Below are 22623 nucleotides of genomic sequence, written 5' to 3'. Positions count from 1 at the left end.
GTGTGAGCTCAACGGGACAATCGGTATGATCGACCAGAGTTGAGCGGTATTGACTCAAGTGTGGCACCGCCGGAAATCGGAGTCAAGCCAGCCACCTGAAAGTTGAGTGTGAGTGACTCAACTTTGCATTTCGGAGTAATTTCCCCGCTGTTCCCCGGCGACCACTACTCTGAGCGCATGACTGGGACAGCGGAACAGAACGAGACGGCTGCGGCACCCACCTCGGCGGGCCGCGGCGTGATCGCCTGGAGCCTCTGGGACGGCGGTTCGGCGGCATTCAACGCCGTCGTGACGACCTTCGTCTTCACGGTGTACCTCACCGGTTCGTCGTTCGGCGACAAGGACGTCATCTCGGCCCAGCCCGGCTGGGCACTCGCGATCGCCGGCCTGCTCGTGGCGCTGCTCGCGCCGATCACGGGGCAACGCTCCGACGCGTCCGGTCGCCGCAAGCTCTGGCTCGGCGTCAACACCTTCATCGTCGTCGGCCTCACCGCAGCCATGTTCTTCGTGCAGGCCTCTCCCGACTTCCTGCTGCTCGGCCTGATCCTCCTCGCCGCCGGAACCGTGTTCTACGAATTCGCGACCGTCAACTACAACGCGATGCTCGGCCAGGTCTCCACACCGAAGACGATCGGCAGGGTCAGCGGCTTCGGCTGGTCGATGGGGTACTTCGGCGGCATCGTGCTGCTGCTCATCCTCTACTTCGGCTTCATCCACCCCGACGTCGGTCTGTTCGGCGTCACCGACGCCAACGGGCTGTCGGTGCGGGTGTCGATGCTCATCGCGGCCGCCTGGTTCGGCCTGTTCGCCCTGCCGCTGTTCTTCCGGGTGCCCGAGTACGCGGCGCCCGCCGCCGCCCGGCGGGAGCGGGTCGGTTTCTTCCGTTCCTATGCCGTCCTCGGCAGGGACGTTGCCGCACTCTGGCGCGGCGACCGCCAGATGGCGCTGTTCCTGATCGCGAGCGCGGTCTTCCGCGACGGCCTGACCGGGGTGTTCCAGTTCGGCGGCATCCTCGCGGCCGGCACCTTCGGCTTCTCGAGCGGCGACGTGATCATCTTCGCGATCGTCGCCAACATCATCGCCGGCATCTCCACGGTGCTCGTCGGCCGCCTCGACGACCGCCTCGGTGCCAAGAACGTGATGGTGGTCGCCCTGTCCGGCACGATCGTCGCCGGCCTCGCCGTCTTCTTCTTCGCCACCGGCGGCGCGACGATGTTCTGGATCTTCGGCCTGCTGATGTGCGTGTTCGTCGGCCCGGCCCAGTCCGCGAGCCGCAGCTTCCTGGCCCGCAGCATTCCGGCCGGCCGCGAGGGCGAGATCTTCGGCCTCTACGCGACGACCGGCAAGGCGGCGACCTTCCTCGCACCCACGCTCTTCGCCCTGTTCGTGAGTCTGTCCGGCAGCCAGGTCTGGGGCATCCTCGGCATCGCGCTCGTACTCCTGGTCGGGCTGCTCCTGCTGATCCCGGTGAAGTCGAAGCAGCACCCGCTCGGGTAGCTGGGCGGCCCCTGCCGCCGCCGCAACTGTTCCCGGTGCGGACAACTGTTCCTCGCGCGCCGGCCACAGTTGTCCGCAGCGGCCACAGTTGTCGGCAAGGCCGGGGCGGGGCGGAGTCAGGCTGGGCGGCCCCTGTTCATCGTCTGGACATCCGCTGGGATCTCGGCCTCGGCCGGGTTCTTTGTCAGGCTGGAGGCATGACAACTCAGCAGATCCAGAAGGCCGAACTTCTCAACGCGCTCCACGTTCCGGGCACGCCGCTCATCGTGACGAACGTCTGGGACGCCATCACCGCGAAGATCGTGTCCCAGGCGCCCGGCGTGGAGGCCCTCGCGACGGCCTCGCACTCGGTGTCGAACGTGCGCGGCCTCGAAGACGGCGGCGGGCTCACGGTCGACGAGGCCATTGCGGCGGCGCGCATCATCATCGGTGCGGTCGACCTGCCGGTGTCGGTCGACTTCGAGAAGGGCTACGCAGCGGATGCCGCCGGCGTCGCCCGCAACGTCCGTCGCCTCGTCGAGGAGGCCGGCGCCTCGGGCATCAACCTCGAGGACTCGATCGGGGCCGCCAAGGCACCGCAGTACGACATCGCGACGGCGGCCGCCCGGGTTTCCGCCGCGCGCACCGGAGCCGATGCCGCGGGCGTGCCGCTCGTCATCAACGCCCGCGTGGACACCCTCGCCGGCGGCGGTGAATGGAGCGAGGCCGTCGCCCGTGCCAACGCCTACCTCGATGCCGGTGCCGACGTGATCTTCTTCCTCGGTCTCAGCGACGAGGACAAGGTCAAGCGGGCCCTCGACGAGGTCGACGGCCGCATCTCCGTGATCGGGCACCCGGGGGCGGTTCCCCTGGCCCGTCTCGCCGAACTCGGGGTCTCCAGGGTGAGCTTCGGACCCGGCACGCTCGGCCTCACGCTCGCGGCCCTGCAGCGCTCGGCGACCCAGCTCACCTCGCTCGGCGAATACCCCGAGGATCTGGGCTTTCCCTTCTCGCTCTAGCGGTACGCGCGGACCGGCGGCGCGGCGAATTCGGGAATATGCTCGGGAGTGAGTGAGAGGTTCCCGACATGAAACTCAGCGTCTCCGCCGCGCTGCTGCGCGGCATCCTGATCGGTTTGCTCCTGTTCGGAGCGGTGTCCGCGTTCGCCGGGGGGATCCTCGGGGCGTTTCTGAACGGCGGCGGAATCCCGCTGACGTACCTCGAGGGCTCGCCTTTCTCGTCCTATCTCGTGCCGGGGCTCGTGCTCGGCCTGATCGTCGGCGGCACGCAGCTGCTGGGAGCGATCGGGCTACTGCGTCGCGCCGAGTGGGCGCTGATCGCTTCGGTCGTCGCCGGCTTCGGCATGGTGATCTGGATCTTCGTCGAGATCGCCGTGATCCGAAAGTACTCGGCCTTGCAGACGGTGTACTTCACGCTCGGCTCGGCGCAGCTCATCCTTGTCTACGCCCTGCTCGGCCTTGCACCCGGCATGGTGCGCGGCCTTACGCCGACCCGAGAGCGCGCCACGCGGTAGCTGCGCCGTAGCGGCACGTCGACTGCGAGGCGGCGGGTGCCGTGCGCCACGATGCTCGCTGTCAGCGGATGCGGGTGGCCTCGTTGTGCTCGACGAGCACCCAGGTCGCGCCTTCGTCGTTGGAGACCCAGCCCTCCCAGGAGTACGCGTCTGCCGTGATGGACACGAAGTTCCAGCGGATCGGCCGCCCGTCTGTGCCGGTGCCGTCCTGGCGCAGCCCGTTACGGTGCGGGGTCGCCACGAGGTGGCAGTACTCGCCGATGGCGGGGGCGAAGTAGCTGACCCGCCAGGCACCGGCGTGCGGGTCGTAGACGCGCACGGCCATGGCCACGGTCACGCGGCCGTCGGGATGCGCGTCGCTCACGGGAACTTCGACGACCTCGACGTCCTGCACCGCACGCCCGTCGAGCACGAATTCGACGACCCAGGTGAACTGGCGCTCGTGCCAGTCGCCGGTGGCCTCGTCCAGGCGCGAGCCCTTCGCGGCCCAGCTGCCGACGAGCTGGCCGAAACGACGCATCCGGCCCGGGTATTCGGGCGTCGGGCCGGGCGCGATGAGCGCCTCGGCAAAACCGGGTACGGATGTCGTCGTCATGCCTCCGATTTTACCGGCCGCATGTTGCGCCCGTGTGAACCCGGCACGGGTCCTCCGATCGGCCCTTTTCCCTCCGGCCTGGCCCCCGGACCTGCCGCTCGATGACACAACCCCGGTTGCGACCGCCGCGGGGGCTAACTCAGGAAGACCGCGCGGCCGACCGCAGGCACCCCGCGTAGGAATGCGGCCGATGCCCGCCGGCCCGGCAAATCTCCTGAGTTAGCCACACCGGTACCAGGACAGATGTGCACGTCCACCGCGACGCCCGGTCGAACGCGCGAGGCCTCTCGGTTGCTTCCGGGGGCTAACTCAGGAAATCCGTGCGACCGATCGCGGACGGCCCCGGACCAGTGCGGCCGATACCCGCCAGTCCGGCAAATCTCCTGAGTTAGCCACGCGTACTGCCGCGGAGGGGGCAGAGCAGGGGTGGCGGCTACTCGACGCCCGTTGTCGGCTCGACGGAGACATCCGTGCGGTGGAAGTTCTGGAATGAGCGCGACGCCGTCGGCCCGCGCTGGCCCTGGTAGCGGGAGCTGTACTGGCTCGAGCCGTATGGGCGCTCGGCGGCGGAGCTCAACTGGAAGAAGCAGAGCTGGCCGATCTTCATGCCCGGCCAGAGCTTGATCGGCAGGGTGGCGACATTGCTGAGCTCGAGGGTCACGTGGCCGGTGAAGCCCGGGTCGATGAATCCGGCCGTCGAGTGGGTGAGGAGGCCGAGGCGCCCGAGCGAGCTCTTGCCCTCGAGTCGGGCCGCGATCGTGTCGGCGAGGCTGACTCTTTCGTAGGTGGAGCCGAGCACGAATTCGCCGGGGTGCAGGATGAACGGCTCGTCGTGGGGGATCTCGATCAGCCGGGTGAGTTCGGGCTGGTCTTCCGCCGGATCGATATAGGGGTACTTGTGGTTGTCGAACAACCGGAAGTACCGGTCGATGCGCACGTCGACGCTCGAGGGCTGGATCATCTCCGGAGCGTAGGGCTCGAGCCCGATTCGTCCCGCGTTGATTTCGGCCTTGATATCACGATCGGAGAGCAGCACGGGTCCAGCCTAACGGCGAGGACTTGATATGCTGGCACGGTTCCGGTGCAGGCTCTGCCCGCGGCCGGACGCGCGGATGTAGTTCAATGGTAGAACTTCAGCTTCCCAAGCTGATAGCGCGGGTTCGATTCCCGTCATCCGCTCACTAAAGTTGCGCTCCCTCCCAACTTTTGTGTGACTTTGCTCGCTAGACGAGCCTTCTCGCATAGTTTCTGAGCCTTTGGTACGAAAGATGAAGCTTGGCTCAACAAGATTCCGCGCAGATTCAGCACCTCCGGACTTTTCGGTTGCAGCCATCGACTGCCCGAACTCTTCCTCGAGCGGCTAGGCGGCGAGAATCAGGCTAGGGCCCGCTCCAGCCGAAATTTGCGTTGCTCCCAGTCCGGCATTACCACCGAGAGCAAGTCGGAAAACGCGGGACCGTGATTCGCCACGGCCAGGTGGCAAAGTTCATGAGTAATCACGTAGTCGATCGCATCCGCAGGCGCACGCACGAGACCCGGGTTGAGTGAGAGGCGACCTCTCGCCGACATCGAGCCCCAGCGTGTCGGCATCCGTCGCAGCTGAACGGAGGCTGGCTCGAACGACTCCGGAGTAGCGAACCTCTTTTGGCAGCGCTGTAGGCTCCGTTCGAATTGGACACGGGCTCGCACTCGATACCAGGCGTTCACAAGCGACTCGATGGCGAAATTGTCGTCGAAGTCCACGCCATCCAGGACGAAGAAGCCGCGGATGAGGCGGACCTGCCGTGTATTCGCTCGCTCTCCAATTCGCAGCCGGTAGTGCCGACCCAGATAGAGGTGAGTCTCTCCTGGTACCCATTGACGTTGCGGCGTGCGCGGCAGGAATTGACCAAAGAACTCTTGCTGGCGCAGGATCCAGCGGGCTCTCTTCGTTATTCGACGTTCTATCTCCAAAGCCGATGAAGCCATCGGAGCGACAACCTCCACCGTTCCGTCTGGCTGCACGGTGATCTCGAGAGTGGCACGGTCCCGGCGTACGAGGCTGTACTCGATTGAGTGCGAACCGTATGCGGCGGTCAAATTCATGCGAACCGTGCCCGCGCTATCCGCATCACCGCATCGCGGATCGCGTCCTCGTCGCTCGGTTCCAGTTGCGCACCAAGGCCCATCTCGACGTCTTCCCAGAGGTAGTCATCGATTGCGTTAAACAAGGAGTTCTGCGCGGGTTCGTTCTGCCAGATTCCGACGATGAGGCGGCTCCGTACGATGTCAACCAGCTCGCGGGCAATTCGGGCCACGGCATTCTCATCGAGCAAGGGGCCGACGCCTGTGCTACCTGCAAAACGCTCGAGTATCGCTTCGAACACTGACGCCGCATCAGCATCCTGGGCGACTTGTTCAGGCAATATGCGTCCTCGATCGCCAGACGTGACTCGTTCCGAGAGGGAAACCATGTGCTTGAGATAATCCACCTCAGACAAACGATGAGCCCGGTGAGCGTCGATCGCCGCTTGTAAGAGGGTTGCGAATCGTGCGTAGAGAGCGGGGTCTTCATCCATCCGCTCGCTGATGCGCTTCTTTGTCGCGCTCGCGATACGGTCCGCCTTCGACGCCGCGCTCGCACCGGTTACCTCCACAGCAGCGCGAAGCGATGCCGGATCATTCAAGTTAAGCTCTGGGATGATCACTGAAGCGGGCACCGCCTGCAGGTGATCGTCCAGCAACTTCTGAATCTTCGGCTCATAGTCGCGCAGATCCACCTTCTCGTCATATCGCCATTGCACCGACCTGCGCAGATTAACAAACCGGCTCCAGTCGGCTTTGTAGCGGTCGAGGCGCTCGGCCGGCACGACGTCGTCGACCTTGTCGCTCGACAGAGCAATGTGCATCGTGCGCGTGAACTCGGCGAGCCGGTCATAGAAGTCATCGCGAAGCGGCTTATCACCGAGGTGCTGTTCGAGTGCTTCCATGTCGTCATGACGGATGCCCCTAAACAGGGCCCAGACAGCGTCCCACTTCGCAGGGAGCTTGGCGATCTCTTCACGTACGTCGATCACGGCCCCGATAAGCTCGTCGAGATCAAATCCGTCGAGCGATGAATAGGTAGTGAGCGCGGAATCGAGCTCGCCAAGCAGACCTTCATAGTCGATCACGTAGCCGAAGTCCTTCGAACCCGCTCCATCACCGTCGGCCGTCCCATCGAATACACGATTTACGCGGGCTATCGCCTGCAAGAGGGTGTGTTCGCGCAGTGTTCGACAAAGGTAGAGGACGGTGTTGCGCGGGGAGTCGAATCCGGTGAGCAACTTGGAGACGACTATGAGAATCTCGGGGCCTCCACTGCCCTTGAAGGCAGCTACAACATCCCGGTTGTAGGCGATCTCCCCGCCGTAGCGAACCATTGCATCGTCCCAGAATTGCTGAACGAGGTCGCGGGATGCTCGATCAACGGACTCGACAGACTCGTCATCGCCGGGCGCCGAAATCATCACTTCGCTCGTGACGTGCCCAATTTCATCAAGGACCTGCTTGTACCGAATAGCTGTTGCCTTATTCGGCGCCACAAGCTGGGCCTTGAATCCTGTGTCCTGCCAGTTTTTTCGGAAATGTTCCGAAATATCGAAGGCCTTTGCGCGAACGATCTGGCCGGCACCGGAAAGGACATCTGCCCGCGAGAACTTGCGCTTCAGATCTGCCTGCTGTTCGGCGGTGAGCCCTTGGCAGATCTTCTCGAACCAGAGATCGACCACGTTTCCAGCTATCTGCTCTTCGACCATTCTCCCCTCATAGAGCAGAGGCACAACAGCCTCGTCGCGCACGGCGTCGGAGATCGTATACGTGTGAATGGGTGCCCCGAAAGTGCGAAACGTGTTCTTTTCGCGTTTGAGCAAGGGCGTGCCAGTGAAGCCGATGTAGTTGGCGTTCGGTAGAACCTGGTGCATCCGTTTGGCGAACGCGCCATAGTCGCCATACTGCGTGGAGTGGCTGCGATGGCCCTCATCGACAAGTACGAAGACGTTGTTTTCGTCGAGCACGGCCGCGGTTGCAGGCGTTGCCGTCGGAGACGGAGACGTAGAAGACATCAACTGCTTGGCTGCGTTCTCAAACTTATTCACGATGGTCGTGATGAGAGGCGCGCCAGATGCAATGAGCTCGGCAAGGTGTTTCCCGCTTTTTGCTCGCAGGGGGGTCTGCTGACAGGATCGAAAGGTGTCACGAATCTGGGTGTCGAGGTCGTCGCGATCAGTCACAAGGATGATGCGCGGGTTGACGATGCTTGCCTCAAACTCTAAGGCTTTCCCGAGCATTACCATCGTGAGCGACTTGCCAGACCCTTGGGTGTGCCATATGACTCCCCCAGGACGCCGCTCGCCGGCGCCGCCAGAAGTTACACGTTCAACGGCGCGCTTCACGGCGAAGTATTGCTGGTGTCGCGCGATCTTTCGCGTTCCATTGTCGAACACGGTGAAAGTGCGCACCATCTCAAGAAGCCGCTCGGGGCGGCACAACGAATGGAGCATGCGATCCTGCTGGCTAAGCGCGCGGTCACCGGCTGCACCGTGCGCTGTGAAGTAAGCCAAAACAGAGTCGACCTTGCCAGAGTCGGCGAAGAGAGTCTCGATCACGGCGCGGCTCAGCGGATGGTTGGCCACAGCCGTCACGGATGCCGCATCATCCTCTTCCTCGCGCCATGGGCTCCAAAACTTAGAAGGAGTACCAACTGTGGCAAAAGTCGCCTCGCGACGGTTCGTTGCGATCAGGATTTGCGCGAAGTGGAAGTAGTCAGGGATGTAACTACCACGCTGGTATTTCAGAAGCTGATGATCAGCTTTCCGCACTTCTTCGGATGGACGCTTGCATTCGATCGTGACGAACGGAATACCGTTCACGAAAGCTACGACATCGAGCCGACATGCGTTCATACTGCCCGTGCGCTCGACGCCGAACTCGGCCGTGACGTGAAAAACGTTGTTCGCTGGAGTCTCCCAATCGACGTATTTCACGTGGTGGCTCTTTGTGTCGCCGTCGATGGACTTCGCAATAGTCGCGCCGAGCACGAGACGGTCGTAGACCTCCTGGTTAGTGGCCTTCAAGCCCCTCTGCTGCTCCGGGGCAGGCATGAGCTTGCGGATGGCCTCGTGTGCATCAGCAGGGTCAAGCGGGTACTCACGGCCACGGAAGGTGAAGGAGTTGAGCCTCACCAACTGCTCGGCGAGCACGGTATCGAGGATTACGTTTCGGCGGCGGCCCCCGCGCATCGCGAGGGCGTCGGCGGGCGACAAAGGGAGGTAGCCCAGACCGGTAAGAACCTGAAGCGCCGGCAATTGAGATTGATGCTTCTCGTCCGGATCGAAGGGGGACCCCGTAGCGGCTGGATCAGTCATGAGTCTTGATCCATTTCCACCTGGACCCTGAGGTCACCAGTAAGAAGCTTCTGCATGAGGCCGCGCTTTTGAGTGCGGAGAGCCAATGCATAGCGTTCAAGGCTGCGGCGTGCCAGATCGAGCTCGTCCAAAGCTGCTGATACGCGGCGTTGCTCCTCCACGGGAGGGAGGAATATGCGAATCGTCGAGAACGCCGGAAACTTTAGATTCCACGTGTCGCTGGTGAGGCCCTGCGAGTAGCGTTCAAAGTCAAACATCATGTGGCGAGACCTGAAAAGGTGACCCGCATACTGCACGTCCAAACGAGAACCGTCCGGCGTAACGACCGTATACGCAGGACTAATGACACCCCGGGCGCTGACCACCCCAGAGGCTCCCTGCCACATTCGCATCGTGTTGTATGCAATATCGCCTGCCAGTACGAGTTTGTAACGTGAGCGATCCGCACTTGAAGAGTTCTTCCGCCCAGCATCGGCCTGCGGGATAACCCCTCGTGACTGAGAGACACTAAGTAACTCATCCTCCGGGCTACCTACCTGCGTACGTTCGGAACAGAGGTCTGCGAGAGCGAAGCCGCGCCAATCTCGCGGCCGGTTGCGCGCACTGGAGTGACACATGCGGAACAGCTCGTTGTCCATACCGGAAGCTTGTTTCTTGACGGCGTCCACCTGCTTTGTTACGTCCTCAATAGCCTCGTCCCAAGTGCGGAGAATTTCAGCGATCTTGCGCTGCTCGGGAAGCGGTGGCCGAAGAAGGGGACAGTATTCACGGAAGGTCGTGGGGTTGATGTTGGCTTGACTAACGCCGCGCGTCGCGAGTTTGCGTAGATGGACCTGCACCATGGTGCTATCCAGCCAATAGTTGAGAAACTCGGGGATCATGAGCCGAAGGTCCGGAACCAGCCGAACAAGATAGGAAGCAAAAACCGCCGAAGAGTCTTCTCGCACGATTCCAACTTTTCCAACGAGGTTGGGACTGTTAGTCCGATTGAGCAATATGTCGCCCTTCTTGAGGACGAGCGGTGCCCAATCCGTCTCCCCCTCTTCTACGAATGGCAGTTTCTTGAGGCTGACATTCCCGTTGGTCAGATTTCGCATCCCTACGATGGGCCGGGTTCCATGTGCTGATGTTGCTGCGCTCGTCCCGTACTGTGCATGAGTCACCACGTCTCCCACCACGCCCGAACTCCAACCCGGAGGCGTGATCATGCTGGAATTCTTGAAAGTGTACGGTCCTGGAACTGAATGAAGGCGGCGGATCCGCCTCCCGGTTCGGCCATAGTCGCTGTTTTGCAGCGCATTGACTCAACCTCGGCTCCGCCGAGATCCATGGTGCCAATGTCGTTTAGTGAGAGACGGCTTTTACTCGCACGGGGCCCAACGACCCCGTTCACCTCAAGCATTGAGGCCCAGCTCTTCCAGGTATCCGCGCATACGAGCGCGCACGTCGACGAGTTCAGTCTCGATCTGTTCAATCTCTCGCTGCACCGACGCGACGTCGATCTGCTCATCGGGCTCGAAGGTATCGACGTAACGAGGGATATTGAGGTTGTAGTCATTTCCGGCGATCTCCTCGAGGGTTGCGAGATGTGAATACCGTTCCGTCTCTGCGCGGGCGGCGTAGGTCTCGAGGATCTTCGCGATATGCGCCTCGTCGAGCACATTCTGCGCCTTGGCCGCGGTGAAATCCCGGCTCGCATCGATGAACAACACGTCTCGTCGGTTCTCTTTGGCCCCGCCAGCCTCGCGGGACCGGTCGAATACGAGAATTGCAACGGGAATCCCCGTTGTCGTGAAGAGGTTCGCGGGAAGCCCGATCACCGCATCGAGTATGTTCTCCTCGATGAGGGCCTTTCGGATGCGGCCCTCAGCGGCGCTACGGAATAGAACCCCGTGGGGCACGATGACGGCGACACGGCCACTCTGGGGTTTTGCCGTCTCGATCATGTGTGAGATGAACGCGTAGTCGCCTTTGCTCTTTGGAGGGACACCTCTCCAAAACCTCCCGTGCTTGTCAGACGCGGCATCCTCCGCACCCCACTTGTCGAGGGAAAAGGGCGGGTTCGCAACCACGACGTCGAATTGCTTCAAGCGGTCGTTTTCGAGCAGCGTCGGATTCGTTAGGGTATTTCCCCACTCAATGGTTGCCGCATCATTGGCATGCATGAACATGTTCATGCGGGCGAGTGCCCAGGTGGCTCCGTTGACTTCCTGCCCGTAGAGGGCATAGTCGTTACTGCCTACCTCAGTAGCGGCTTCGATCAGCAGCGAACCAGAGCCGCAGGCCGGGTCGAAAATGGTGTCCCCCGGCTTTGGCTGCGCCAGCTTCGCGAGCAATTTTGATAGGGACTGTGGAGTGTAGAACTCGCCGGCCTTCTTGCCCGCATCCGACGCGAAGCGCGAGATGAGGTAAATGTAAGTCTCGCCGATGATGTCGTCCGTCACACGAGATGGGCTCAGGTCAAGTTCTGGCTTGTTGAAATCCTCTAGGAGGAGCTTGAGCCGTCGGTTGCGATCCTTCACCTGACCGAGATTTGACTCGGAGTTAAAGTCGATGTTGCGAAAAACCCCATCGAGTTTCGCACGGTTCGCATCCTCAATCGCCTCGAGCGCCTGGTTGATAAGTTCACCGATGTTGTCCGCGGAGCGCTTGTCGTAGAGGTCATAGAATCCAGCGCCCTTTGGGAGCGGAAAACGCTCGCGCGAGAGCCGAGTAGCGACCTTTCGCTCGTCGCCGGCGAATTGCCGCTCGAACGCCGCGTGGTGGTCGTTCCAGACGTCAGAAATGTATTTAAGGAACAACATCACGAGAATGTAGTCCTTGTACTGGGTGGCGTCGAGGACGCCGCGAAATGTGTCGCATGCGGCCCATGCTGCGTTGTTGATGCGCTGCTGGGTGACGTTCTCATTCATTCGAGGTTCCTGTCATTGTGGTGATTTGAGGGCGCGCACGCGTCGAGACGCAGGGCGGTCAGGTCGTTGTGGAGGATGGCGAGGCGAGTTGAGAGTTCGAATTCGCGCGCGGCGAGAAGTGCAGCGGAGGCGATGGCCCGCTGAATAACTAACGGTGGAAGCTCAATGGGAAGTGTTTCGATGGCGGATCGCCGGATCATTTTAAGGTTGCTACCGACGGATTCGCGCGCGAAATGACTTTGTGCGGTCGGTCTCATTAGCATCCAGGCTAGGTAGCCCGGATCGAGCACGCCGGCCGTCGGCCTCAGGACGTAAAGGGGAGACACAGCAAGAGCGGTCTCCTGCAGCGGTCCTGCGACCGCCCAGGCCGCTACAGAATTTCCGCGGGAACGAAGGAGCACGTCACCATGGCGCACGTGATGTTGGCTGGTTCCGGTAGCCGGATCAACGCGAAGGTTGCCGGTGCTGTCAAATCTTCCGCTTATGGTGATATCGCCCTGTTGGATTGCTTGAATTCCACCTGTCACCGATTCCATCCGCTCCCTGGCGCTGAATCCCAGTCGTACGTCACACACATCCGAAAGATTCATATTTATACAGTAGGGACGCTACAGTAAATTGTCAAGCTAGTCCCGCAGTAGAACGGCTACTGCACATCAGCGTCGTAGTCATCACGCCTCACCGACACAACCAGCCCCTGGAACGCGTCGAAGAGCGGGATATTCCCTTCCGACACAAGCCTCCAACTCGCGACGGCGGGCGGGGAACCGGGTAGATCAGCCGCGTCGAACGCGGTAGTGAGCTACCTTCTGACCATGGCATCTAGGACTGCAGGAAACGTCAAAGGGGCGCTTGGCGAGGCGACAGTATTAGCCGAGCTTCTCCGCACAGGGTCTGCAGTCAATGCGCTGACCGGGGACGATACCGGCTGGGATCTACACATGCACATACCCACCGCGCCAATTGGGTCCCGAAAGAAATGGCAGTTGAGTGGTCTAGTCGTCCACGTCCAGGTCAAGGCTCGTCAGCGCGGCTTGAGCGTCAGAGTCGGCGAATCGACCGTGGCAGGCTGGCTGGCAGGATCGAGATCTGGAACACCGACGTTCTTGATACTTGTTTCGGGCAGTGGTGAGGCTGCCCGCTCATACCGTGTCGATCCTCATGAGATGCTGCATCTCGGCGAACCCGATACACGGGGGGACGTGCTGCTCACTGCCCATCGGAACGCACCATTCGATCACCTGACTTTCGCATATCTCGCCGACCTCTGGGCGCATCATGGACTTCTCATGATGACAATCGGCGAGGATGTTGAACGACTTGTGAGAGCGAGTGACTCAAGTGATTACCGCGCTCACCTATTGAACATCGTCGGACTACTTGCGGCGCCAGCCGTTCCCCTGCTGGAGCCAATGGACAATGGTGGTTCATTGCTGTCGGCTGGAGCGAGTATTTTTCCGGCATTGCTTCCGAGCCTCGATCCTGAGAACCTATTCGATGCCGCATCCGGCCAGGATGATGTTTATCAGGAACTTCTTCAAGCTGCCGGCTCGTATCACGGAGCCTGGTCTGACACCATCGTCAAGGCTTGGATGATCTCTCCATCAGCGACCTGGGAGGGGTTTGCAGAGGACATGAAAAGTGCGGCGAAACGGATCAGTGAGTACGCAGCCGCATGTCGAATGATTCGCCCGTGGCCAAATGTGGTACTGGGTCCCGCGGTCGCGCACCGAGCGGTCGCCAGAGCATTTAGATGAGATCTGCCCGTGCCGCGAAGGGCCACGGTGCGACTATCGCGACTTCGGGCTTCAACGTACGATCACACCCGTGCGCACGAGCGACCGCGCAGTCTGCCTCTTACAACGACCCGAGACCCGTGCGGTTGGATCCTTGCGCCGTCATCGGCCATCGGCCGTCAGCGCGCGATCCCATGCCGCGCCGATAGTGTCCTAATACGTCAGCCAACCCGGGGTGATCCCGACAGGTACGCTCCCGGGGAACAGCGCCGGCGACTCGGGATCCACTACCTGCATTCCGGCCGCCCCGCCGGTCGCTGGCGTGGACTGGCCATCCGCCACAGGCGGTACCCCCTAGCCTGACTACAGGCGCATGCAATCAGGGGGTAGCGAGAATGTCGGAATCCGTCAAAGAGCCAAAGACACCGCCGGGTCCGAAATGGGACCGAGGCACGCTGGACAAGGTTCGGGCGGCCGTTATGAATGTCGACCTCCGCGCTGCGGTGCAGGGGGGCCTCGACACGGCACTGGAGGCTCAGTACCCGCCGGCGGTCGCGAACGTCGCGCGGCTCCGCCGCGTGCATCCCGGCAAGTCTCCCGCACAGCTAATTTCCTACCTGAACGCGATTTATCTCAGCGCGGTCACGACGACGGGCGCCGGCGCCGGCGCCGCGGCCATCGTCCCGAACGGCTGGGTGCAGGTCCCCGTGGCCCTGGCCGACCTGCTCACGTTTTTGGAGGCGTCGGTCCTGTACGCGCTGTCAGTCGCCGAGATCCACGGTCTGGACGTCGAAGACGTCGAGCGCCGCAGATTCCTGGTCACATCCGTCCTCATCGGGAACAGCGCCGCGACCACCGCACTGGAGCCATTGATCGGTCGCACCGCCCCTTACTGGGGCAAGAAGATCGTGCAGTCAATTCCAATGTCAGCGATCGACAAGGCCAACAAGATCCTCGGCCCACGATTCGTGACCAAGTACGGCACCAACCAGGGCGTGCTGGTTCTCGGAAAGCAGATCCCGTTCTTCATTGGAGTCGGCATCGGTGCAGCGGGAAACCACGTGTTCGGGTGGTTCGTCATTAAGGCGGCCGGGAAGATTCTGGGCCCGCCTCCCGAATCCTGGGACGGCGCGTGCTGAAGCGCGCTTGGGACCAGGTCCAGCGCTGAAACGAATGTCGGGAGGAGTCACGCTGTCAGGCCCCAACCAGCCTCATGACGTTGTAAAGATGGGCACGTAACGCTGCGAGCTGGGCAGCCATTCATAAACGGTGGTCTCCGGCATCATGTTCCATTGGTAGCCCAATGCCAGCGCGGCCGCCGCCGGGCCTGTGAGAAACAGGTGCACACGTGGCACTCCCACCGTCCGGGCCAGTACTGCTCTTCGTGCACCGTCGATCCATCCCATAAGCCATGCAGCATCAACGACCGCGGTCTGACTAGGGCCAAGTTCAGGTTGCAGGACCAGGAGTTGACCGACCGATGCCGTTCCGTCAGCGATCCACCGGCGAACGGCAGGTTCAGCTTCGTTGGAGAGTTGAACAACCACGACGAGATCGGTTCCGACGAAGCCCCGGTCGTCGGTCACGACCGAGGGGGCAACCTCGTCTGCCGGAGTCAACACCCACTCAATTCCGTTCTGGGTCGTGCTCAGTCGCCAGTTCCGGACTCTGGGGAACGCGCGGCCCATGGCGAACCACATCGGCAGTCTCATCCATCCATCGATGCGGATACTGTGGACGCCGTAACTCTCCACGCGGGCACCAATCGCCTTGAGCTCCGGGGCCACGCGCTCCGCCCAAGCACCTGGATCCCGAAATTCGCGGCGTTCCTGGGCGGTATCGCCTACGTAGAGGCCTGTGAAATCAAGCTCTGCCACGGATTTCGCACCTTGATACCGGTCGATTCCGTGGACTACCAGCCGGACTCCGGACGTTGAGTCCACGATGTTGGCAGCGAGTACGTCGGCGGCAATCTCGTCGCGCGTGACTGGGCGACGCCCCACCATCACCCAGCGGCGAACAATCGCAATCCCCAGAGTGACTGCTTCTTCGTCGCCACGCAGACCAGCGTTCCGCTGCGAGTGTCCGAGTTCTCTGAGCGTTTCGGTCATGTCGGACGTCGTGACAAGGCGCAGATCCGCAAGGAATAGGAGCACCTCGGCAACAGTCGCTCCTAGGTGTTCCGCCCACTCCTCCAGCACTGCGCGGTTGGCAGAAGCTGGGCCACCGTCTAGCCGGGACACGACGATGCGCGAGTCCCATTGGTCTCGGGCATGCCCGAGAATGCGGTGGGTCGAGTCATATCCGCGGTTACTGACGAGATTGAACAGGGCGTCTTCGTTTCGGGCTTGCACGCTCGTCCATGTGCTGAAGAAATGCTGGAGAGGGCTCTTACCGCCCGTGGTCTTCTTTGCGAACAACCATTCCTGGTCGATGATCGTGCTGCCGTAGTTGGAGCTCTTGGCCTGTTCATACAGGTTTGGTGAGGACGCCCGGCGTACGACGATGTCGTCGAAGGCACCACCTTCGGGGTCCTCGACCGATACCGACAGGATGTCCGGGTCCGTGAGGGAGTCGACTGCATAGCGCCACGCGCGTGCATGCTGGAACTCGTTGCCTCGAAGGTCGGCGGCGCGGGCTGGGAGGTTCATGGGTCTGTCCTATCGAGGGGGAGGGGAATCACCGTAATCGGGGTCTTCCGTGCGACCACGCGCCCCATTCTGGTTCGAGATGCGATGACACCCGTAAGACGGTCGCCGACGGTTGGGAAGGCCACGAGAAGTGCAACGTCGATGTTCATGTCGTGGGCAATCTCGCGTATCGACCGGATATCGACGGAGCCTGACGCCGGAACATGCGGGGTGGCTGTGCCATTCACCCACATAACCGGCAGGATCGCTGGGCTCGCGGTCAAGAAGGTAGTCGCTGAGCGCCGCATTCGCACTCAGATCGTCTCTCGTGTATCGGGAACCTGAAGCGGACGTCGCCGGGACAGTTATGGCATGCGTAATGACCAGCATGTCGTCCTCGTGGTGACCGACGAGGATGCCGCCGGTCTCGAGCGGGACGGCAGACTTCGCAGCGGACGCAATTGCGTCGGCGGCGACGGGTTGGATGAGCACTAGCGTTATCACGGTATGCCGCCCGGGGGCGTTTGGCCGCTGAGGTCTCTGACCTCGCCAACGGTGCTTAGCGGACTGGCCAGCAGGAGCCCTATTGCGTGCCTGGCCGCCGCGGCCGCCGCTTCAATGACGGCTGCCGGCGGTGTTGCCGAGATCGGGCTTCCGCATCCGCTCTCATAAACGAGGTTTTCGGGTTCCAGCATCGCCTGGCTCGACGAGGGCAAGGCAGGAGAACCGTCCAGTGACGGCAGCACGTCAATCCGGTAGGTAGCTCCGCCGTTCTGCATCACGACTGACAGCACGGTGCGGCCGATTGCCTCGGCGGTCGAACGAAGCATCGCAGTGATCGCGAAGTCTGCGGTGGCATCAATGACAAGGTCGTGCTCCGTGAGGAGGTCGATGGCTTCAGTTGGAGCCAAGAGATATGAGTCACATGCTTCAATTTCAACAGTGCCGGCTCCGTACCGCCGGTCAATGTAAGTTTTGATGGCAGTGGGCTTGTACATGCCGATGGTGTCGGGACCAACGAGGTGCCGGACAAGGTTCCCCGGCATGATTCGGTCCCCGTCGACAATCGTCAGTTGGCCGACCCCGCTCCGAACGAGGGCGTCTACAACGAACGAACCGACAGCACCTGCACCGACGATCGCGACCTTTCGTCCTCGAAGCGCGCTGGCCTTGGGGCCAGAACGCGCAGTCCTTGCTTCTGGCGTATCAGCGCCAGCTATGAGTCGACGTGCTGTGATTCCGTTCGCCTTATTGGGCCAGACCTCGAGAAACACGGCGCCGTCATGTTCTCCTCGTCGATAGTGCAGAATGACGATACTCACGGAACGGTCAGAAATGAGGCGGTCGATTTCCACGCTCGGATCGATGAGGGCCGAAATGTCCGCCCATTGGCGAGGCGGCGTGGTCACATCACCGAGGTCGGCGACGTATCCAAATCTCTGTTTGTCAGTCACCTTGCCTCTACGCGGACGCTTGCCGAGACCGCTGAGCCTCATGGTGCCATTTGTTCCTCTGTCGAATCTCACCAGGTGACCTAGCAATGGGCCGAGGTCGCCGAAGACGTATAGGCGGTCGTCGCGATCGGAGGATGCGAAGTACCGATCGAGGTCAAGGTCAGGCCTGTCCGTGACCCATCCGCCGTCGGCGCCGTCAAACCAGGCCTTGACGTGGTCGAGGAAGGCGGGAGCCTCGGTCCACCAGAGGTCTTCATGGTCGTCATCTGCGACGAGGCACAGTGCACCGTCGATCTCACGGTGCCATGACCACACGACCGAATCGGCATCAACAGGAATCACTCGCGCGGGTCTAAATGGAAAGCGTGCCGTGAGCTTTACGCGAACCGTTGTCACCCCGCCGCGATGCGTGATGTCCCCGATCCACTCTCCGTCGCGCTCGACGAACTCGGACCTCATGAGACCTTCTTCGAAGTGCTGCCGCAACGCTGCAACTCCATCGGAGAAGTCTTCCAACGTCACGCGAAGTTCTTAGATCCAGCAGGGACAGAGCGTTCCGCCGCAATGATCACTGACGCACGCCTGCTCCCGTCCTCGTTGAATCCAGGCGGCATGGGGAATACGACCATGTCGTCACCGTTCTTGCCGAGCAAGTTACGGAAGGCGAGAGCTGATTTCCCTTCGTCTACTTCCGAGAGAGCTGCCTTTGCGGCGGCGGCGGCCGCCGCAAACTTGCTTTTGATGTCGAGAAGTTCGTCGTCGGTCGCTCGGATCCTGATCGTGCTGCTGGGCAGAGTTGGGTCCGTGACGCCCACCCCGTAGTCGACGAAGGCGCCGAAGATGTTGCTGACGACGCCAAGAGCGGAGGTGAAGTACTCGGAGTGGTCATTACCGGTCACCAGCCCACTGGCGAATGCCTGGTATGTGGCGACCTCCACGAAGAATCCGCCCGGTTTCTTTTTCCCGAGGAGTGCGCGGCGAGCCTGGCGGAGCAGCTTGACGGTAGGTACGTAGAGCTCGTTGTGCGCCGCGTTCATCGATGTCGAGAGGGTCGTGAGTGCCTCCGGGTTGGTGCGCACCCATTCATTCGCGTCACCCTTTTGAGGGATCTCCCACGTCTCGCCGTCCCCGTAAGGGCGTGCGGGGACCGCGTCGACGTAGAGGTCGTATTCGGGGAACGATACCTGGAGGCTGCGATCCTGGCGCTTGGTGCGCAGGTGTCCGGCCGCATCTCGGCCGAAGGCAGCGTTAAGGACCTTGAAGAACCGGTCGAGAATCTCGGTCGCGGTGACGCTGGCACTCAGGTCGGGCATCCTGCCGAAGACATCGACGTCCTTGATCCGCTTGATCGAAACGCTCCTCTTGTAGGAGCCGATCAGTACTGGGTTGATCCCGTAGCCTGCGAGCACAGGGTCTGCTTCAAGAGCGGCGCGCACCTGTTTGTGGGCCTCGGGCGCGTTGGCCTTGTCGCCGCTGGGTTCGATCATTCCTAAGGCGTCTTTGAACTGCTGCTTGAGGTGAGCCATCGGGGGGCCTCCTAACTGTCTTGGGTAAGACTTCGAGTGCGACCACTCTGATCGCAACCACCGACAGAACTGGAACGGCGAGTGTGTTCCACTTCTGAAGTTGTGTTTCAATTCTAACACACTCGGGTCGCGTGCGCCGCAGTGTTGCAACTGTGACACACTGTGGGTATGGCCAAAACGACGATTAACGCGGCCCTCCTGTACTCCGCTCTTGACGCCGCGCGACAACAGCGCCAATTGTCTTGGCGCTCGCTCGCTGCCGACATCGGCGTCAGCCCGTCATTGCTTTCTCGACTCGGCAATGGATTAAAACCTGACACAGACGGCTTCGCGACGTTGGTTAGGTGGTTGGCGCTGCCAGCCGAGCAATTCTTCGCATCAGACGCGACCAGCGGACGTGCCGACCAAGAGCCTGACCTGATGGCTCAACTAGCTCCACTTCTGCGCGCGCGCAAGGACCTCAACGAATCAGACGTCCGATACCTTGAACAGGTCATAAGTGCGACCGTTGAGCGCGCCCGAGCCAAGGATTGACCTGTGCGACGTGGGTTCAAGACCGAGGCCAAGAAGTTGGCTTTGGAACTTCGAGAAGAACTCGGCGCTGACGCTCATGTGCCGTTCGATCCTTACGAGTTTGCCGAAAGCTACGGCATCGATGTCATCAAGCTCAGCACCCTTGGTACCGACGCACGTCTTGAATTTCTAAAGGCCGACGGCAGCGCACTATCTGGAGCTCTTATCCCCGTGGGAACCGGGCAGGTTATTCTCGAGAACGATGCTCAACCGGCGGCACGACGGCGCACCACCCTGTGTCATGAAATCGCACATGTAGTGCTCGAGCACTCCTTCGGAATCTCGTTGGCCAATGAGCGCAAGTGCGGTCTCGCCGGAGATCAAGAAGCCGAGGCTGACTGGTTGTCGGGCGAAATGCTCATCCCTTACGACGGCGCGCTAAGGCTTGCTCGTGCGGGCGCCCCTGATGTTCGTGTCGCACAGGCTTTTGACGTGAGCTTAGCTGTGGCTCGCTGGCGGATGAATGGCAGTGGCGCGCGGACTGTGGCCGCGCGCATGCGCGCGAAGTGGCAGCCGTAGCCCGCGGTACACCGTGCGTTGCTGTTCACGATCACGTGAATGAGGCGCATCTCCGTCGATCCTCAACCGACCCACGTCCACCCCAGATCCATGAGGTCGAGCACCCCCAGGTTCCGGTCCTCGCCGTCGTTCGCGAGGGAGTAAACGCGGCGACCATCGTCAAGTTCGATCTGATCGGCGAGGTGCATGTGACCGTGGGTGAGCACGGATGGGTGCACGGCCTCCCACACCTTGGTTACGCGGTCGCGCGATGCAGCCGCGTAGACGAGGGCTTTGTCGCTCCAACCGAACGGATTGGACCCGAGTGTCATTTCGACTGCGACCGTGCCACCATTGATCGGCTCATGGGTTATGAGCACATCGACGGGGCCGCCGGCGATGGCGTACGCGACGTCGTCGTCTGTCGGAGCCTCCGACAACCACCACGTTTTCCCAATCCGGCGACTCGCATAGTCGAGTGATGCACCGCCCCCGAACGACAGAAGCGTGCGCGAGCCGAGGGTGAAACGATAGCCGCGTGGGAGCGCCCAGACTACTTTGCTGAAGCGCACGGCTTCGCCGGGATGCTGCGCGAATTCCGCATCGAGGCGGTCCCAGTCTTCGTGATTTCCTGGCGTGACAAGAACGCGCTCGATACCCGCGCTGCGGCACCAATAGTCGACAGTGTCGAGAAAGCTCTGGCCTTCGGGCCCTGGCCAAAAGGCGAAATCGCCGACGTGGAGGATGGTACGGATCCCGGGTGCCTGTCGGGCGAGGAGGGGAATCGCTCGTTGGACCCAGAATGTGTTCGCGTGCCAATCGCCGGCGATTGCAACGCGCGTTTCGCCAGGCAACGAGAGGTCCGTGCTCAAGGTCATGTCTCCAGTCATTGCCCGCTCCAATCGATGTGGATGTAGAGGATGTACTCGCCGAGAACGTCCACGGCGATCCAACGGTCACGGACGAGCGCGCGCAGTTCGGTGCTGCCCAGGGTCACCGACTGCGAATCGTATCGTCGGCCGAAGAGGAAGAGGCCGTCACGATCCAGCCGCGGTCGGCGAATCGTCAGGTGATGTGCTTCACCACCGTCTGCGATGCCAGCCGTTGCCTTGTCATGGTCAGTCGCCATTGTTACCTCCTCTCGTTCCTTCGAATTCCCATATCCCTGAGCGCCGCGGGTCATCGCGCGGCCGATAAGAGGTCGGCGGATCTGCGGGCGTAGTCAGCCGCGCCATCTCTCGGACAGTGTTCCCGCAGTTGTGTGCATTGCCCACGCCTGCGAGCGCTTTGAATTCCTGCACGGACCCGCTTGGGGAGTGGACGCGGCCGTCGTGCCCGAGTTCGACTTAGAGCCGAGGCGGCGGAGGGGATCGCTGAAGGCCGACCCTGCCTACGGTCGGTATAGGTCCTCACTGGTGGTCGAGCTCGCGCCGGGTCTTGGTCACCCTGCGCGATGTCGGGGCTCCCCAACTCCAGAATTCGACGTCGTTCAGCAGGGCGGTCCGCGCCGGCGTGAGCCGTCCGTCGTGGTACGCCATCCGGTTCTTTGCCGCCCACCCGGCGAGCGCGCGTTCTGCGGGATCGGCGCTTCTCAGTTTCGGGGCGTCCCGGTGTGTCCGTGTGAATTGAACGTAGGCCGTGTAGCTCGTGTGCCAGGCGTCGTCGAGGGGTTTGAAGGAGAATCCCGGAATGCACTGGAGCCGGCGCACCTGGTAGGTGCAGAGGCGTCCGGCAGTGAACGCCCGGCGTTGATTTCTGACGCGGTTGACGAGGCTCTTCTCGTCGGCGCTGATGGCGCTGTTGGGGAGTCTGCGATTTTCTCGGGGCATGCGGGATTCTCGTGCGACGAAGGTGCTGAGCGCTTCTGTGTTTCGGATCCAGGCGATGACATCTCGACCAGGGTTGGTAGCGGCAGCGGCGCCCTCTGAGGCGCGTTGTGCGTTGTAGAAGATCAGGGACCGCGCCTGGTCGGCGGTGAGGGTCGCCCTGCTGCGGAGTTCGAGTTGAGCGTAGTCGGCGTGAAGAAGCTCAAGTCGGGTTGGTTCGGACATGGGGTGCCTTTCCGACCCGCACGCGTGTGTGGGTCGGATAGGGCATGCGCGGGAGGTTCTCGGCGGCGGGTCGGAAGGTGTATTCCGGCACGGGTCCGCTGTCGTTTCAGACCGGGCTACCGTCCCTGCACCGGCGATCGCACCGACCGCCGAGAGGGATCGGAGGAATGGAAATGCCTGACTCAGCAGGAAATTCGGCATGCGGTTTAGGCCTCGCGCCGAGCAGCCAGGAGAGTGCATCAGGGCCGACCGCG

The 22623-nt window shown here is 61.8% G+C and carries 21 protein-coding genes and 1 tRNA gene; 8 read left to right on the top strand and 14 right to left on the bottom strand.

The window, feature by feature from the left end; all coding sequences use genetic code 11:
• Positions 1 to 177: 177 nt before the first annotated feature.
• From KIV56_RS12240 to KIV56_RS12230, 3 genes are all read left to right on the top strand, one after another.
• The gene (locus KIV56_RS12240; protein WP_281533654.1) at positions 178 to 1497 is read left to right on the top strand and encodes an MFS transporter; all 1320 of its coding nucleotides are present in this window, start codon (positions 178 to 180) and stop codon (positions 1495 to 1497) included.
• A 197-nt stretch (positions 1498 to 1694) separates the two neighbouring features.
• A complete protein-coding gene (locus KIV56_RS12235; protein ID WP_281533653.1) occupies positions 1695 to 2495 on the top strand; it encodes an isocitrate lyase/PEP mutase family protein in 801 nt (266 codons plus the stop codon).
• Positions 2496 to 2563: 68 nt separating this feature from the next.
• Entirely contained in the window at positions 2564 to 3010 is a 447-nt protein-coding gene (locus tag KIV56_RS12230; protein ID WP_281533652.1) for a hypothetical protein, read from the top strand.
• A 61-nt stretch (positions 3011 to 3071) separates the two neighbouring features.
• Here KIV56_RS12230 and KIV56_RS12225 read toward each other — a convergent pair whose 3' ends face one another.
• Positions 3072 to 3605, bottom strand: coding sequence for a hypothetical protein (locus tag KIV56_RS12225; protein ID WP_281533651.1), 534 nt, complete (start codon positions 3603 to 3605; stop codon positions 3072 to 3074).
• Positions 3606 to 4038: 433 nt separating this feature from the next.
• Positions 4039 to 4641 (bottom strand): dCTP deaminase, encoded by a 603-nt coding sequence (dcd, locus tag KIV56_RS12220; protein ID WP_281533650.1) that lies wholly within the window; start codon positions 4639 to 4641, stop codon positions 4039 to 4041.
• 72 nt (positions 4642 to 4713) lie between these two features.
• On the opposite strand from dcd, the gene KIV56_RS12215 reads away from it, so the two are divergent.
• A tRNA-Gly gene (locus KIV56_RS12215) sits at positions 4714 to 4784 on the top strand.
• 195 nt (positions 4785 to 4979) lie between these two features.
• Here KIV56_RS12215 and KIV56_RS12210 read toward each other — a convergent pair.
• The 5 genes from KIV56_RS12210 to KIV56_RS12190 all read right to left on the bottom strand — a co-directional run bounded on the left by KIV56_RS12210 (position 4980) and on the right by KIV56_RS12190 (position 12437).
• Complete coding sequence (locus KIV56_RS12210; RefSeq protein WP_281533649.1) at positions 4980 to 5690, bottom strand: M48 family metallopeptidase; 711 nt, start codon at positions 5688 to 5690, stop codon at positions 4980 to 4982.
• Positions 5687 to 8989 (bottom strand): type I restriction endonuclease subunit R, encoded by a 3303-nt coding sequence (locus KIV56_RS12205; RefSeq protein WP_281533648.1) that lies wholly within the window; start codon positions 8987 to 8989, stop codon positions 5687 to 5689. Before KIV56_RS12205 ends, KIV56_RS12210 begins: the two co-directional genes overlap by 4 nt.
• Positions 8986 to 10197 (bottom strand): restriction endonuclease subunit S, encoded by a 1212-nt coding sequence (locus KIV56_RS12200; RefSeq protein WP_281533647.1) that lies wholly within the window; start codon positions 10195 to 10197, stop codon positions 8986 to 8988. The genes KIV56_RS12205 and KIV56_RS12200 overlap by 4 nt, the downstream gene beginning before the upstream one ends.
• A 186-nt stretch (positions 10198 to 10383) precedes the next feature.
• A complete protein-coding gene (locus KIV56_RS12195) occupies positions 10384 to 11901 on the bottom strand; it encodes a type I restriction-modification system subunit M (protein WP_281533646.1) in 1518 nt (505 codons plus the stop codon).
• Positions 11898 to 12437, bottom strand: a complete 540-nt coding sequence (locus KIV56_RS12190) for a hypothetical protein (protein ID WP_281533645.1) — start codon at positions 12435 to 12437, stop codon at positions 11898 to 11900. The genes KIV56_RS12195 and KIV56_RS12190 overlap by 4 nt, the downstream gene beginning before the upstream one ends.
• Before the next feature lie 261 nt (positions 12438 to 12698).
• Here KIV56_RS12190 and KIV56_RS12185 point away from each other — a divergent pair, with 261 nt between their 5' ends.
• Both KIV56_RS12185 and KIV56_RS12180 read left to right on the top strand, forming a co-directional pair.
• Positions 12699 to 13658 carry a hypothetical protein gene (locus tag KIV56_RS12185; protein ID WP_281533644.1) on the top strand — a complete coding sequence of 320 codons (960 nt, stop codon included), beginning with the start codon at positions 12699 to 12701 and terminating at the stop codon, positions 13656 to 13658.
• A gap of 374 nt (positions 13659 to 14032) precedes the next feature.
• Positions 14033 to 14776 carry a hypothetical protein gene (locus tag KIV56_RS12180; RefSeq protein ID WP_281533643.1) on the top strand — a complete coding sequence of 248 codons (744 nt, stop codon included), beginning with the start codon at positions 14033 to 14035 and terminating at the stop codon, positions 14774 to 14776.
• 72 nt (positions 14777 to 14848) lie between these two features.
• On the opposite strand, the gene KIV56_RS12175 is transcribed toward KIV56_RS12180, so the two are convergent.
• The 4 genes from KIV56_RS12175 to KIV56_RS12165 are packed head-to-tail and all read right to left on the bottom strand — an operon-like array spanning position 14849 to position 19247.
• Positions 14849 to 16288, bottom strand: a complete 1440-nt coding sequence (locus tag KIV56_RS12175; RefSeq protein ID WP_281533642.1) for an SAVED domain-containing protein — start codon at positions 16286 to 16288, stop codon at positions 14849 to 14851.
• Positions 16289 to 16297: 9 nt separating this feature from the next.
• Complete coding sequence (locus KIV56_RS20455; RefSeq protein WP_432432549.1) at positions 16298 to 16759, bottom strand: Mov34/MPN/PAD-1 family protein; 462 nt, start codon at positions 16757 to 16759, stop codon at positions 16298 to 16300.
• 8 nt (positions 16760 to 16767) lie between these two features.
• Complete coding sequence (locus tag KIV56_RS12170) at positions 16768 to 18243, bottom strand: ThiF family adenylyltransferase (protein ID WP_281533641.1); 1476 nt, start codon at positions 18241 to 18243, stop codon at positions 16768 to 16770.
• Positions 18240 to 19247 carry a nucleotidyltransferase domain-containing protein gene (locus tag KIV56_RS12165; protein ID WP_281533640.1) on the bottom strand — a complete coding sequence of 336 codons (1008 nt, stop codon included), beginning with the start codon at positions 19245 to 19247 and terminating at the stop codon, positions 18240 to 18242. The genes KIV56_RS12170 and KIV56_RS12165 overlap by 4 nt, the downstream gene beginning before the upstream one ends.
• Before the next feature lie 168 nt (positions 19248 to 19415).
• Between KIV56_RS12165 and KIV56_RS12160 the strand changes: the two genes are divergently transcribed.
• Together KIV56_RS12160 and KIV56_RS12155 are read left to right on the top strand one after the other, a co-directional pair.
• Entirely contained in the window at positions 19416 to 19781 is a 366-nt protein-coding gene (locus KIV56_RS12160) for a helix-turn-helix domain-containing protein (RefSeq protein ID WP_281533639.1), read from the top strand.
• A gap of 3 nt (positions 19782 to 19784) precedes the next feature.
• The gene (locus tag KIV56_RS12155; protein ID WP_281533638.1) at positions 19785 to 20339 is read left to right on the top strand and encodes an ImmA/IrrE family metallo-endopeptidase; all 555 of its coding nucleotides are present in this window, start codon (positions 19785 to 19787) and stop codon (positions 20337 to 20339) included.
• A 62-nt stretch (positions 20340 to 20401) separates the two neighbouring features.
• Here the strand turns inward: KIV56_RS12155 and KIV56_RS12150 are convergent, their stop codons facing one another.
• From KIV56_RS12150 to KIV56_RS12140, 3 genes are all read right to left on the bottom strand, one after another.
• Positions 20402 to 21196 carry a metallophosphoesterase gene (locus KIV56_RS12150; RefSeq protein ID WP_281533637.1) on the bottom strand — a complete coding sequence of 265 codons (795 nt, stop codon included), beginning with the start codon at positions 21194 to 21196 and terminating at the stop codon, positions 20402 to 20404.
• Between the two features lie 8 nt (positions 21197 to 21204).
• Complete coding sequence (locus KIV56_RS12145; protein WP_281533636.1) at positions 21205 to 21447, bottom strand: hypothetical protein; 243 nt, start codon at positions 21445 to 21447, stop codon at positions 21205 to 21207.
• Between the two features lie 280 nt (positions 21448 to 21727).
• Positions 21728 to 22369 carry a Helicase associated domain protein gene (locus tag KIV56_RS12140; RefSeq protein ID WP_281533635.1) on the bottom strand — a complete coding sequence of 214 codons (642 nt, stop codon included), beginning with the start codon at positions 22367 to 22369 and terminating at the stop codon, positions 21728 to 21730.
• Positions 22370 to 22623 lie beyond the last annotated feature (254 nt).

The sequence above is a fragment of the Cryobacterium breve genome (assembly GCF_027594785.1).
Lineage (GTDB): Bacteria > Actinomycetota > Actinomycetes > Actinomycetales > Microbacteriaceae > Cryobacterium > Cryobacterium breve_A.
Note: the sequence above shows the minus strand (reverse complement) of the source record. Positions and strands in the feature narration are given on the sequence as shown.

Coding starts and splice junctions, on each gene's coding strand:
- KIV56_RS12240 (WP_281533654.1), top strand. CDS start 178: ATGACTGGGACAGCGGAACAGAACGAGACGGCTGCGGCACCCACCTCG.
- KIV56_RS12235 (WP_281533653.1), top strand. CDS start 1,695: ATGACAACTCAGCAGATCCAGAAGGCCGAACTTCTCAACGCGCTCCAC.
- KIV56_RS12230 (WP_281533652.1), top strand. CDS start 2,564: ATGAAACTCAGCGTCTCCGCCGCGCTGCTGCGCGGCATCCTGATCGGT.
- KIV56_RS12225 (WP_281533651.1), bottom strand. CDS start 3,605: ATGACGACGACATCCGTACCCGGTTTTGCCGAGGCGCTCATCGCGCCC.
- KIV56_RS12210 (WP_281533649.1), bottom strand. CDS start 5,690: ATGAATTTGACCGCCGCATACGGTTCGCACTCAATCGAGTACAGCCTC.
- KIV56_RS12205 (WP_281533648.1), bottom strand. CDS start 8,989: ATGACTGATCCAGCCGCTACGGGGTCCCCCTTCGATCCGGACGAGAAG.
- KIV56_RS12200 (WP_281533647.1), bottom strand. CDS start 10,197: ATGATCACGCCTCCGGGTTGGAGTTCGGGCGTGGTGGGAGACGTGGTG.
- KIV56_RS12195 (WP_281533646.1), bottom strand. CDS start 11,901: ATGAATGAGAACGTCACCCAGCAGCGCATCAACAACGCAGCATGGGCC.
- KIV56_RS12190 (WP_281533645.1), bottom strand. CDS start 12,437: ATGGAATCGGTGACAGGTGGAATTCAAGCAATCCAACAGGGCGATATC.
- KIV56_RS12180 (WP_281533643.1), top strand. CDS start 14,033: ATGTCGGAATCCGTCAAAGAGCCAAAGACACCGCCGGGTCCGAAATGG.
- KIV56_RS12175 (WP_281533642.1), bottom strand. CDS start 16,288: ATGAACCTCCCAGCCCGCGCCGCCGACCTTCGAGGCAACGAGTTCCAG.
- KIV56_RS12165 (WP_281533640.1), bottom strand. CDS start 19,247: ATGGCTCACCTCAAGCAGCAGTTCAAAGACGCCTTAGGAATGATCGAA.
- KIV56_RS12160 (WP_281533639.1), top strand. CDS start 19,416: ATGGCCAAAACGACGATTAACGCGGCCCTCCTGTACTCCGCTCTTGAC.
- KIV56_RS12150 (WP_281533637.1), bottom strand. CDS start 21,196: ATGACCTTGAGCACGGACCTCTCGTTGCCTGGCGAAACGCGCGTTGCA.
- KIV56_RS12145 (WP_281533636.1), bottom strand. CDS start 21,447: ATGGCGACTGACCATGACAAGGCAACGGCTGGCATCGCAGACGGTGGT.
- KIV56_RS12140 (WP_281533635.1), bottom strand. CDS start 22,369: ATGTCCGAACCAACCCGACTTGAGCTTCTTCACGCCGACTACGCTCAA.